Here is a 12,256-nt window from a genome sequence, read left to right as displayed (position 1 = left end):
GGGTCAGGCGTCGTCCGCGCGTATCAATGGCTGATACAGAACGCCGCGGGCAGGCGGAAGATCCCCTTCACCGTTCGCGTTCGGGGCGTCACCCAGCGGGCATGAACTGTTGTACGAAGAGACCAACCCGCGAGTACCCGGGGAGGAAGGGAAGAACGTGACCGAGGGGGCCGGCGTGCGTGCCGGGGATGTGCCCGAGGACCTGACCGCGGCCGAGGCCGGCATGTGGCAGGCCTTCCGCAACGGCAGCGTGTACGACCTGAGCAGCGGCGACCCGCTAGTGGACGATCCGCACGGCGGCGTGCCGTGGGGCGAGGAGCGGACCGTGCGGGCCCGCATCGTCTGCTGGCTGCTGCTCGACGGCCCGCCCGCCCTGGCCGGCCGGGTGTCGGCGCTGAAGCTGGCCGGCATACGCATCAGCGGCTCGCTGGACCTCGCGGGCGGCACGGTGGTGCCGTACGTCGAGATGCGCCAGTGCCGGTTCGAGCAGGACGTGCTGCTGCCGGAGGCCCGCTTCACGACCCTGCGGATGGTGGACTGCTCGGTGCCGCGCCTCGAGGCGGCCCGGGTGCACACCGAGGGCGATCTGCATCTGCCGCGCTGCCGTTTCCACCGCGGCATCCGGATCACGGACGCGCAGATCGGCACGGACCTGATGCTCAACCAGTCGATCGTGCACCGGGACCGCAGCGGCCGGTCGATCGCGGCGGACGGCCTGACCGTCGGCCAGGACCTACAGGCCGAGCTGCTGGAGTCGCACGGCGAGCTGAGCCTGCGCGCCGCCACCGTCGGCGTCTCGCTGAGCCTGCGCGGCGCGCGCCTGGCCAACCCCTGCGAGCGGCTCGCGCTGAACGCCCCGCAGCTGACCGTCGAGCGCAGCCTGTATCTGACCCCGGCGGGGGTCGGCGCCCAGGCGATGAGCGGGATGACCCCGGCGCGCGGCACGCGGATCCAGCGGTTCGAGTGCGAGGGCGGGATACGGCTCGACGACGGGCGGTTCGGCGACGCCGTCGACTTCGAGCGGGCCCGGTTCGCCCTCACCGACGACCAGGAGCTGTCGCTGCGCCGGGTCCAGACACCCGAGCTGCGGTTTCTCGGGGAGCATCCGGCACGTGGGCGGGTGGTGCTGTCGGGGGCGAAGGTCATCAACCTGATGGACCGGGCGGACGCCTGGCCCGGCCCGGGGCGGCTGCACATGGGCGGCTTCGCCTACGAGAACCTCGTGCCGCGCGGCCCGTTCCCGCCGGCCGAGCGGCTGGACTGGGTGGCGGCGGCGACCGCCGAGTACAACCCGGAGCCGTACGAGCGTCTCGCGTCCGTGCTGCGGGCCGGCGGGGAGGACCAGGACGCCCGTGAGGTGCTGCTCGCCAAGCAGCGCCGGCACCGCGAGAGCCTGCCACCGGCCGCCAAGCTGTGGGGCTACGTGCAGGACTGGACGGTCGCCTACGGGTACCGGCCGGGCCGGGCCGCGGTGTGGATGGCGGTGCTGTGGGCGGCGGGCTCGTTCGCCTTCGCGCAGGCCGGTCATCCGCCGCTGAAGCGGGGCGAGCATCCGGAGTGGAGCCCCACGCTCTTCACGCTCGATCTGCTGCTGCCGGTCATCGACCTGGGCCAGGTGGGTTTCTGGCAGCTGCGCGGGGGCTGGCAGTGGCTGGCGACGGCGATGATCCTGCTGGGCTGGATCCTGGCGACGACGGTGGCGGCGGGGGCCACGCGACTGCTGCGGCGCAACTGATGGTGTTCCTGTGACCACAGTTGTTGAACTGTCACGGCTTTACGCTCTCTTGACCATCGGACGTACAACTTTCCGTGGGTTCCATGAACCCACTGGCGCCGCTGTGACCAGCGGTCTTTCAATGGTCGACACCATGGCTCTGCAGCTCCCGTTCATCCGCGCGAGCCGGATGACAAGGACCTCCCCCCACCCCGTCGGCGGGCCGTGCGCCGACGACGAGGTGCTGCTCGACGCGCCCGACGCACGGCTGAGTCCGGCCCTGGTCGCCGCCGCCCGCGGCGATCACGGGCCGGCCGCCGCGCTGCTCCACGCCACCCGCGCGGCGGCGGAGTGGGAGCGGCGCGACCGGTACGTGACCCGGCTGGCCGCCTTCGCCCGCTCACGCCCCGAATGGCTGGACGCCTGGCTCGCCACCGCCCCGCACGACCCCGACGCGCTGCTGGTCGGGGCCCAGCTGGCCGTGGACCGCGCCTGGCTCTCACCGGCCCGCACCGAGCTGCTGCGCGAGGTGAGACCGCTCCTCACGGCCGCGGCCCGGGGCGACCAGCGGGACCCGGTGCCGTGGCGGCTCGCGCTCGACCACGCGCGCGGCGCGCAGGCCGGGCACAAGTACTTCGAGGAGCTGTGGGCGGCGGCCGTACGCCGTGCCCCGCACCACTACGGCTGCCATGTGGCCGCCCTGCGCTATCTGGCCGCCTTCTGGCACGGTTCGCATCTGGAGTGCTTCGACTTCGCCGACCGGGCCGCACAGGACGCGCCCGCGGACGCGCTCGCCCAGGCACTCCCGCTGCGGGCGGCCTTCGGCTACCTGACCGACGGCTGCGGGCCCGAGGTGCCGCGCGAGCGGCTGGACGCGGCCGCCGACCGGGCGATCGCGCTGTCCCCGCTGCTGCCGGCGGCCGACCCCTGGCCGGCCCGGATGCGGAACCTGCTGATCTTCGTCCTGGTGCGCCTGGAACGCTGGCCGGACGCCACCGAGCAGCTGCGTCTGAACGGCCCGTACGCCACCTCGTTCCCCTGGGACCAGGAGTCGGACGACCCGCTCGGACACTTCCTGCGGGTGCGCGACGACGTCCGGGCCGCGACGGCCGGCCGGCCGTTCTGGCATCCACGGAGTGAACGGGGCGGACGAGTCCGCTCCGGCGACCATTAGGCTTTTGCGTCGTGACCACCGTCCGGCTCCCCCTCTTCCCCCTGAACTCGGTGTTGTTCCCGGGGCTCGTGCTCCCGCTCAACGTCTTCGAGGAGCGGTATCGCGCCATGATGCGCGAGCTGCTGAAGACCCCGGAGGACGAGCCGCGCCGGTTCGCCGTCGTGGCGATCCGCGACGGCCACGAGGTGGCCCTGAGCTCGCCCGGCCTGCCCGACCCGACGGCCCTGCCCGAGAAGGGCCCGCTGGCCGGTTTCGGCGCGGACCCGGTCAAGGCGTTCCACAAGGTGGGCTGTGTGGCGGACGCGGCGACGATCCGGGAGCGGACCGACGGCTCCTTCGAAGTGCTGGCGACCGGCACCTCCCGGGTGCGGCTGCTGTCCGTCGACGCCTCCGGCCCCTTCCTGACGGCCGAGCTGGAGACGCTGCCCGAGGAGCCCGGCGACGAGGCCGCGCCGTTGGCCGAGGGGGTGCTGCGGTCCTTCCGCCAGTACCAGAAGCGGCTGGCCGGCGCGCGGGAACGCTCCCTGGCGACCGGTGCCGAGCTGCCCGACGAGCCGGGCGTGGTGTCGTATCTGGTGGCGGCGGCGATGATGCTGGACACCCCGTCCAAGCAACGCCTGCTCCAGTCCCCCGACACGGCGTCCCGCCTGCGCGACGAGCTGAAACTCCTTCGCTCGGAGACGGCCATCATCCGTAATCTGCCGTCGTTGCCGGCGTCGGAACTGACGCGCGGCCCGATGAGCCTCAACTGAAGCGGACCGGCATGGCGAAGAAGTCGAAGAAGCAACAGCAGCCGGGGGGCACGCCCGCCACGGTCGCGCTCACGACGGCGGGCGTGGATTTCACCGTCCACTCCTACGACCACGACCCCGCCCACCCGTCCTACGGCGAGGAGGCGGCCGAGGCGATGGGCGTCTCACCGGACCGGGTCTTCAAGACCCTGGTGGCGGACGTCGACGGCGCGTTGACGGTCGCGGTGGTCCCGGTCGCGGGCCAGCTGGACCTCAAGGCCCTGGCGGCAGCGGTCGGCGGCAAACGCGCCACGATGGCCGACCCGACCCTGGCGGAACGCACCACGGGTTACGTGCGGGGCGGCATCTCACCCCTGGGCCAGCGCAAGAGGCTCCCGACGGTCCTCGACGACTCGGCCTCGACCCACCCGACGATCTGCGTCTCGGCGGGCCGCAGGGGCCTGGAGGTGGAACTGTCCCCGGAGGCCCTCCAGAAGCTCACAGAAGGGGTCCTGGCTCCCATCGGACGCGCGACTGCCTAGCGCCCAGCCTGCCCGGCCGCGCCCAGCCCCACCGCCGAGCACCTACGCGGCAGGCGGCGCCTGATACGGCCCCTCGGGAAACTCCGGTTCCGGATCCCGAGGCCCGAACAACGCCGTGAGCCCCAGGTGCAACACCAGCGCGGCAAGCGGCCAGGCCAGCAACGCCCCCTTCGCGCCCAGCTTCAACGGCGCGGAGAACGTCACCCCCCGCCCCACATCCCTCGCCCGCGCGATGACATCCTCCGCGGGCCCGAGCCACACCCCGAGCCGCCACGCCAGCAACGACCCGAGCAGCCCGCCGAGGGCCAGCCCCACCACCAGCGGCACACCCCCGCGCCGCCGCAGCAGGAACACGACCAGCGCGCTGACGGCCCCGAAGCCCAGCGCGAGCAGCGTGAACACGCCGTCGACACCGACGGCCTGCTCGCCCTCGGTGTCCTTGAGGAAGACGACCCAGTTGCCCTCCGCCACGTCACCCACCAGCGGCACGTGCGGCGCGAGCCACCACCACAGCACTCCGAGCAGCACCCCGCCGAGCGCCACGGCCAGCGAGATCACGGCGGCTTCCCGCACTTCGGTCTTCATGCCGGGGCCGTCCTGTCCGTACCAGCCGTGCCCGGCATACTCGGCGTACTCGGCATGCTGAGACCCGGGAGCCTGGGGCCCGTTCGCCCCGGGCCCGGTGGCCGGCGGCTGCCACGCGTCCTGCGCGGAACGTTCATGCGGTGGCGGTGGCGGAGTCAGTGGTGCGGTCACCCTGCCATCGTGCCAGTCCCGCCTGTGCGCCGCGTCACCGGACGACCGCTCCGCGCTCACCGGACGGCTGCCCTGCGGTACGCCCAGGTCGCCACGGCCAGCGAGACGACGCCCACCACACCGCACACGGCGAGGTCACCGAGCACGAAGGCCCAGTCGGGATGGGGATCGAACGTCCGCGCGAAAGCTTCGACGCCGTACGTCGACGGCAGCAGGTCCCGCGCGAAGCGCACGACCTCCGGCATCCGGTCCGCCGGCAGCACGCCCAGCAGCAGCGCCGCCGACATGCCCAGCTGTCCGAGCAGCGTGGCCAGCTCCGGCCGGGGCGCGAGCAGCCCCAGCGCCGCCCCCAGTCCGGCGAGCGCGGCGCCCGCGAGCGGGATGACGGCCATGAGGACCCACAGATGGGCCAGCGGCAGCCCGAACAGCGCGCAGCCGAACACCGCCGTCACGATGGTCCCCGGCACGGTGAACGAGGCGTACGCGCCCGCCGCGCCCAGCACCACCGCCGCCGGCGGCACCGGCAGGGTCGCGTAGTGGTCGAGTCCGCCGCTGGCCCGCAGCTGCCCGAAGTACTGAGCGAGCAGGTTCAGCGCGACGAAGGCGACGACCAGGACCGAAGACCCGGCCACGACCGCCTGCGCCTCCGCCCCGTCGTCCACGACCCCGCGCATCAGGATCATGATCCCGACCGACTGGAAGGTCGCCACGAACAGCAGCGGGATCCGCGCGACCCGCGCCCGGGACAACTGGGCCCGGTACACGGCCGCCAGCGAAGGCCACAGCCGCGCCCTGGGCCCGAGCTCGGCCGCGCACGCGGCGGGCTCCTCCACGGCCAGGGCACTGCCCGGCAGGACATCGGCGGGTACGACACTCACGTCGCGCTGCTCCCCTTCGCTCGGGTCCACTGCGGCAGTCGCCCTGTTCGGTACGTATGCGGCGGCCTGTGTACTCAAGCCGCCCGCACTCAAGGCCCCGGTACTCCTCACGCCTTCACCAGCCCCTGCTGCACGGCACCGCCCAGGGCCAGGTACACGTCCTCCAGGCTGGGCGTGGCCAGCGTGAAGTCGTCCAGTGCGGCGAAGGCGGCCCCGCCGGTGACGGTGGCGACGACCGCCCGGGCCTCCTCGGGCCCGAGCCGGAGCGTCCAGCGGCGGCCCGACTCCACGACGCGGTCCCGCAGCGCGGCCACCTCGGGGACGTGCAGCGGCGGGGAGTCCCGCCAGACCAGCTCCACCCGCACCTCACCGGCGACCTGCTCCTTGAGCCCGGCCGGGGTGTCGCAGGCGATCACCTTTCCCCGGTCGAGGACGGCCACCCGGTCCAGTACGGTCTCGGCCTCGATGACGTTGTGGGTGACGAGCAGGACCGTCGTCCCCCGTTCGGCGCGCCGCCGGTCGACGGCGGACCACACGGCCCGCCGTGCCACCGGGTCCATGCCGGAGGTCGGCTCGTCGAGCACGAGCAGCGAGCGCTCCCCCACCAGTGCCGCGGCGAAGCACGCCAGGCGCCGCTGGCCCCCGGAGAGCTTCTTCAGCGGCCTCCCGGCGAGGGGCGCGAGCCCCAGCTCGTCCAGTACATCGTCCCGCTCGGCCCGCGCGGCCCGTACATCCAGACCGCGCAGCCGCCCGGTGGTCTCGGCGGCGAGCGACACGGTCAGCTCGTCCAGGGCGGTCGACTCCTGCCCGAGGTAGGCGAGGATGCGCGCGGCCCGTTCCGGGTGGCGCACGATGTCGTGCCCGAGGATCTCCACGCTGCCGCGGTCGGGCCGCATCAGCCCGGTGAGCTGCCGTACGAGGGTGGACTTGCCGGCGCCGTTCGGCCCGAGCAGGCCGAAGATCTCGCCGCGCCGGATGTCCAGCCGTACGTCGTCCGTGGCCCGGACCTCGGGAGTTCCCGGTGCGCCGCGTCGGCCCCGGACCGCCGGATAGGTCTTGGTCAGCCCGCGGACCGCGCACACGACGTCACCATCGTGCCGAAATGCCTGTGCCGCGCGCTTACTCACAAGGGACGAGACTACGGGGTCGGGAACCCCGGCCGGTTCTCGGGTCGGTCCATTCCAGGAAATCCGCTCGCATGGATCTCAGTCGCCGACGGGCGTGTGCTCCACGCCCGTGCGCACGCCGATCTCCCGCCAGAAACCGGCCCGGATGGCGTACCGGTCCCGCTCGTCGATCTGGTCGTCCTTGTGGGCGAGCAGGCCGAAGCGGGCGGCGTAGCGCAGCAGCTCCCCGTCGACCCGGTGCGGGATGCGCGGGTACATCCCGGACAGTTTCGGCAGCTGGCCCTGGTCGCCGAGGCGCTCCACCCAGCGCCGTGCGAAGACCTGCCCGACCTCGTACGGGTCGCCGCCGACCGTGGTGATGTCCTCCTCGCGGTCGGCCCACCGCTGCTCGGCCGTGGTCAGCTGGGCGAGCGTCGGCATCGAGGCGGCTTCTGGGGGCTCGGCCGTGGGCCGGTCGACCCAGCCCTTGTCGGAGGACCAGCGGAGGGTGGCGGAGGCGGGGGGCTGGGCGGGCTGGGTTCCGGGGGCGCGCAGGGCCGCCAGGTCTTTGGGCGTGGGGACGCCTTTGGGGGCCGGGACCCGCTCCTCGGTGCCGTTCTGCCCGGGGCCGGCCGCCGGGTGCGGGGGCGGCGGGGCGGTCCGCTCGGCCGTGGCGGCCAGCGAGGACTCGGGCAGCGGCGCGGAGAGGATCGCGGCGATCTCGGGCCGCGGCACGGGCTGCGGGGCGCACACGCCGGTGTACTCCTTGGCGCGGACCGCCTTGGTGATCCACGTCCGGTCCAGGACGCGCCGCTCGTCGGCCTCGGCGACCAGGTCCTCGGACTGGTTGTAGTCGCCGTCGGCGGCCTGGACGGCCCACAGGTGGACGGCGACGCCGTGCTCCTTGGCGGCCATCATGCCGGGCAGCAGGTCGCCGTCGCCGGTGACGAGGACGACGTCGGAGCAGGCGCGGTTGCGGGCCAGCTCGGTGAGCTCGGCGTGCATCGCGGCGTCCACGCCCTTCTGCGCCCAGCGCCCGTCGCTGCGGGTCAGGGCACCGAGCCGGACGGTGACCCGGGGCATCACGCGCAGCCGGCGGTGCTCCGGTTGCGGGACGCGGTCGGGGGCGCCGTCGAACCAGTAGATGCGCAGCAGGGGCTGCTGTGTATCGGACTCGGCGCGTTCGCGCAGCCCCTGGATGAGGGCCGTGTGGTCGACGGTGATGCGGGACCGTGAGGGCTCCCCGGCGAGGAGACTCGCCGCGGCTCCCAGCAGATACCCCGCGTCCACCAGGACGATGCAGCGGTCCACACGACTCACCCTCTTCCCAGGAGGTTTGCTTCGGGCTTGCTTCGAGTCTGCCCGACGGGGCGGAGGTTAACGGCCGGAACTCGATCTTCGGCGTGGCGTTTCGGGAGTTCCCGCTCCGACCGGCCCTGTCACGCACGGTAATTGTCCGACATGCGATCGTTGTCGGCCTGTGTGAATCTGGTCCCGGCCCTGGCCCCTAGATCCCCCACAGGAGGCACCACCATGGCCAAGAACAAGAACCGTGAACGCAAGCAGCGTCCCACCGAGCGTGGCCAGCGGGCGGACCGCAGCCCCGCGGCGCAGACGGAGCCCCAGCCCGAGGTCGAGGCGGCCGCCCCCGGCGACCTGGCGACCCGTAAGCGCAAGCGCAGCTTCGGCCACAACTGACATCTGCGTGACGGGTCGTTGAGACCCACCCACTTGCGCATATGCGTGAGGGGCGTACCCGGTACCGGGTACGCCCCTCACGCGCGTCGAGAGCCCTCAGCCGGCCAGGCAGGACGGCCCGAGCAGCACCTTCAGGTCACCGAAGAGCGCCGGGTCCGGCTTCACCCGGTGCCGGTCCAGACGCAGCACGGTGGTCTTGGTCGGCCCCTGGAGCTTGATCCGGACCTCGCTGTCGCCCTTGTGGTGGCTGAGCACCTCACCGAGGCGGCTGACCAGGGGCGGGGTGACCCGGGTGGCCGGGATGGTGAGGATCACGGGCGCGTTGGTACCCGCGTTCGACAGGTCCGGCACCATCAGCTCCATCGCGACGAGCCGCGGGATGTCCTCACGCTTGTCGAGACGGCCCTTGACGAACACCACGGCGTCCTCGACGAGTTGCGTCGAGACGAGCTGGTAGGTCGCGGGGAAGAACATGCACTCGATCGAGCCGGCGAGGTCCTCGACGGTGGCGATGGCCCAGGCGTTGCCCTGCTTGGTCATCTTGCGCTGGAGACCGGAGATGATGCCGCCGATGGTCACCACGGAGCCGTCGGAGTAGTCACCTCCGGTCAGCTGGGAGATGCCCGCGTCGGCCTTGTCGGACAGGATGTGCTCCAGCCCGAACAGCGGGTGGTCGGAGACGTACAGACCGAGCATCTCCCGCTCCTGGGCGAGCAGATAGGTCTTGTCCCACTCGTCGGGGGAGAACTCCACGTCGAGACCGAAGCCCGGCTCGCTGGTCTCGGCCGCCTCGCCCATGCCGCCGAAGAGGTCGAACTGGCCCTCGGCCTCCTTGCGCTTGACCGCCACCACGTTGTCGATCATCGGTTCGTAGTGCGCGGTCAGGCCCTTGCGGGTGTGGTGCATGGCGTCGAAGGCGCCGGCCTTGATCAGCGATTCGGTGGTGCGCTTGTTGCAGACCACCGCCTCCACCTTGTCGAGGTAGTCCGGGAAGGAGACGTACTTCCCCTTGGCCTTGCGGCACCTGATGATCGACTCGACGACGTTCGTGCCGACGTTGCGGACGGCGGAGAGGCCGAAGAGGATCACGTCGTCGCCCTGGGCCGCGAAGTTGGACATCGACTCGTTGACGTCCGGCGGGAGCACCTTGATGCCCATACGGCGGCACTCGTTGAGGTAGACGGCCGACTTGTCCTTGTCGTCCTTCACCGAGGTGAGCAGGGCGGCCATGTACTCGGCGGGGTGGTTCGCCTTGAGATAGGCGGTCCAGTAGGAGACCAGGCCGTACGCGGCGGAGTGCGCCTTGTTGAACGCGTAGCCGGCGAACGGCACCAGCACGTCCCACAGGGCCTGGATGGCCTCGTCGCTGTAGCCCTTCTTGCGGGCGCCCTCCTGGAAGAGGACGAAGTTCTTCGCCAGCTCCTCGGGCTTCTTCTTGCCCATCACGCGGCGGAGGATGTCGGCCTCGCCGAGCGAGTAGCCGGCGATGATCTGGGCGGCCTTCTGCACCTGCTCCTGGTAGACGATCAGGCCGTGGGTGACGTCCAGGACCTCCCTGAGGGGCTCTTCGAGCTCCTTGTGGATGGGCGTGATCTCCTGCTGGCCGTTCTTGCGAAGGGCGTAGTTCGTGTGGGAGTTCATGCCCATCGGGCCCGGACGGTACAGGGCCGACACGGCGGAGATGTCTTCGAAGTTGTCCGGCTTCATCAGCCGGAGCAGGGAGCGCATCGGGCCGCCGTCGAACTGGAAGACGCCGAGGGTGTCGCCGCGCTGGAGCAGGTCGAAGGTCGTGGGGTCGTCGAGCGGGAGGCTCAGGAGGTCGATGTCGACCCCCTTGTTGGACTTCACCATCTTGACGGCGTCGTCCATGATCGTCAGGTTGCGCAGGCCGAGGAAGTCCATCTTCAGCAGGCCGAGCGACTCACAGCTCGGGTAGTCCCACTGGGTGATGGTCACCTTGTCCGTGTGCCTGACCCAGACGGGCACGTGGTCGGTGATCGTCTCGCTGGACATGATCACGCCGGCGGCGTGCACACCCATCTGGCGGACCAGGCCCTCGACGCCCTTGGCGGTGTCGATGACCTTCTTCACGTCCGGCTCGTTCTCGTACATCCCCCGGATCTCGCCCGCCTCCGAGTAGCGGGGGTGCTCGGGGTTGGTGATGCCGTCGAGGTTGATGCCCTTGCCGAGGACGTCGGCGGGCATGGCCTTGGTGAGGCGGTCGCCCATCGCGTACGGGTAGCCCAGCACACGCGCGGAGTCCTTGATCGCGTTCTTGGCCTTGATGGTGCCGTACGTGCCGATCATGGCGACCTTGTCGGCGCCGTACTTCTCGGTCACGTACCGGATCACCTCGACGCGCCGGCGCTCGTCGAAGTCGATGTCGACATCGGGCATGGAGACGCGCTCGGGGTTGAGGAACCGCTCGAAGATCAGTCCGTGCGGGATGGGGTCGAGGTCGGTGATGCCCATGGCGTAGGCGACGATCGAGCCGGCCGCGGAGCCTCGGCCGGGGCCGACCGCGATGCCCTGCTTCTTGGCCCACATGATGAAGTCGGCGACCACGAGGAAGTAGCCCGGGAAGCCCATCGAGATGATGGTGTCCATCTCGTACTCGGCCTGCTTCTGGCGGTCGTCGGGGACGGCGCCCGAGAAGCGGCGCTCCATGCCGCGGCGGACCTCCTCCTTGAACCAGGTGACCTCGGTGTACCCCTCGGGGATGTCGAACTTGGGCATCAGGTCGCGCTTCTCGAACATGCCCGTGGTGTCGACCATCTCGGCGACCAGCCGGGTGTTGGCGCAGCCCTCCTGCCAGGCGTCCGAGGAGTCGATGGCGTACATCTCGTCGGTGGACTTCAGGTAGTAGCCGGTGCCGTCGAACCTGAAGCGGTCGGGGTCGGAGAGGTTCTTGCCGGTCTGGATGCACAGCAGGGCGTCGTGGGCGACCGACTCGTGCGAGTACGTGTAGTGCGAGTCGTTGGTGACCAGCGGGGGGATGCCGAGCTTCTTGCCGATCTCCAGCAGGCCGTCGCGGACCCGGCGCTCGATCTCGATGCCGTGGTCCATCAGCTCCAGGAAGTAGCGCTCCTTGCCGAAGATGTCCTGGTAGTCGGCGGCGGCCTTGAGGGCCTCGTCGAAGTGGCCGAGGCGCAGCCGGGTCTGGACCTCGCCGGAGGGGCAGCCGGTGGAGGCGACGATGCCCTCGGACCACTGGGAGATGGTCTCCTTGTCCATCCGGGGCCACTTCTGGAGCCAGCCCTCCGCGTACGCGTCGGAGGACAGGCGGAAGATGTTGTGCAGACCGGTGCTGTTCACCGCCCACATCGTCTTGTGGGTGTAGCCACCGGAACCGGAGACGTCGTCCCGCTTCTGGTGCGGCTGGCCCCACTGGATCTTGCGCTTGTTGCGGCGGGACTCGGGCGCGACATACGCCTCGATGCCGATGATCGGCGTGACCCCGGCCTTCTGCGCGGTGTGGAAGAAGTCGTACGCCCCGTGGAGGTTGCCGTGGTCGGACATGGCGATGTGCGACATGCCCATCTCGTTGCACGCGTTGAACATGTCCTTCAGCCGCGCGGCACCGTCCAGCAGCGAGTACTGGGTGTGGACGTGCAGGTGCGTGAACGGCGGCTTTGACACGGTTTCGGCCTCCAGAGG

10 protein-coding genes are annotated in these 12,256 nt (G+C 71.2%); 5 read left to right on the top strand and 5 right to left on the bottom strand.

Annotated elements, in window-relative coordinates; all coding sequences use genetic code 11:
• Nucleotides 1–157: 157 nt before the first annotated feature.
• From ACZ6I3_RS03265 to ybaK, 4 genes are all read left to right on the top strand, one after another.
• Nucleotides 158–1,735: an oxidoreductase gene (locus ACZ6I3_RS03265; RefSeq protein WP_469411193.1), complete on the top strand. Its 1,578-nt coding sequence runs from the start codon at nt 158–160 to the stop codon at nt 1,733–1,735.
• Nucleotides 1,736–1,856: 121 nt separating this feature from the next.
• Nucleotides 1,857–2,888, top strand: coding sequence for a hypothetical protein (locus ACZ6I3_RS03260; RefSeq protein WP_469411191.1), 1,032 nt, complete (start codon nt 1,857–1,859; stop codon nt 2,886–2,888).
• Nucleotides 2,889–2,899: 11 nt separating this feature from the next.
• Nucleotides 2,900–3,640: an LON peptidase substrate-binding domain-containing protein gene (locus ACZ6I3_RS03255; RefSeq protein WP_469411190.1), complete on the top strand. Its 741-nt coding sequence runs from the start codon at nt 2,900–2,902 to the stop codon at nt 3,638–3,640.
• Nucleotides 3,641–3,651: 11 nt separating this feature from the next.
• Nucleotides 3,652–4,161 (top strand): Cys-tRNA(Pro) deacylase, encoded by a 510-nt coding sequence (gene ybaK, locus ACZ6I3_RS03250; protein WP_469411189.1) that lies wholly within the window; start codon nt 3,652–3,654, stop codon nt 4,159–4,161.
• Between the two features lie 42 nt (nt 4,162–4,203).
• On the opposite strand, the gene ACZ6I3_RS03245 is transcribed toward ybaK, so the two are convergent.
• The 4 genes from ACZ6I3_RS03245 to ACZ6I3_RS03230 form a co-directional block, all read right to left on the bottom strand.
• Entirely contained in the window at nt 4,204–4,917 is a 714-nt protein-coding gene (locus ACZ6I3_RS03245) for an AAA family ATPase (RefSeq protein WP_469411187.1), read from the bottom strand.
• Nucleotides 4,918–4,973: 56 nt separating this feature from the next.
• The gene (locus ACZ6I3_RS03240) at nt 4,974–5,795 is read right to left on the bottom strand and encodes an ABC transporter permease (protein WP_469411185.1); all 822 of its coding nucleotides are present in this window, start codon (nt 5,793–5,795) and stop codon (nt 4,974–4,976) included.
• A 107-nt stretch (nt 5,796–5,902) separates the two neighbouring features.
• Nucleotides 5,903–6,877 (bottom strand): ABC transporter ATP-binding protein, encoded by a 975-nt coding sequence (locus ACZ6I3_RS03235; RefSeq protein WP_469411183.1) that lies wholly within the window; start codon nt 6,875–6,877, stop codon nt 5,903–5,905.
• A gap of 123 nt (nt 6,878–7,000) precedes the next feature.
• Nucleotides 7,001–8,212: an NYN domain-containing protein gene (locus tag ACZ6I3_RS03230; protein ID WP_469411181.1), complete on the bottom strand. Its 1,212-nt coding sequence runs from the start codon at nt 8,210–8,212 to the stop codon at nt 7,001–7,003.
• Nucleotides 8,213–8,434: 222 nt separating this feature from the next.
• Between ACZ6I3_RS03230 and ACZ6I3_RS03225 the strand changes: the two genes are divergently transcribed.
• Nucleotides 8,435–8,599: a hypothetical protein gene (locus tag ACZ6I3_RS03225; RefSeq protein ID WP_469411179.1), complete on the top strand. Its 165-nt coding sequence runs from the start codon at nt 8,435–8,437 to the stop codon at nt 8,597–8,599.
• 96 nt (nt 8,600–8,695) lie between these two features.
• On the opposite strand, the gene dnaE is transcribed toward ACZ6I3_RS03225, so the two are convergent.
• On the bottom strand, nt 8,696–12,238 hold the full coding sequence (gene dnaE, locus ACZ6I3_RS03220; RefSeq protein ID WP_469411177.1) for a DNA polymerase III subunit alpha: 3,543 nt from the start codon (nt 12,236–12,238) through the stop codon (nt 8,696–8,698).
• Nucleotides 12,239–12,256: the final 18 nt, after the last annotated feature.

The organism is Streptomyces sp. NPDC041940 (genome assembly GCF_055589465.1).
This window is presented reverse-complemented; position numbering and strand designations above follow the sequence as displayed.

Bases quoted from the DNA above. Each gene is read 5' to 3' on its own strand.
- ACZ6I3_RS03260 (WP_469411191.1), top strand. From the start codon at position 1,857: ATGGTCGACACCATGGCTCTGCAGCTCCCGTTCATCCGCGCGAGCCGG.
- ybaK (WP_469411189.1), top strand. From the start codon at position 3,652: ATGGCGAAGAAGTCGAAGAAGCAACAGCAGCCGGGGGGCACGCCCGCC.
- ACZ6I3_RS03225 (WP_469411179.1), top strand. From the start codon at position 8,435: ATGGCCAAGAACAAGAACCGTGAACGCAAGCAGCGTCCCACCGAGCGT.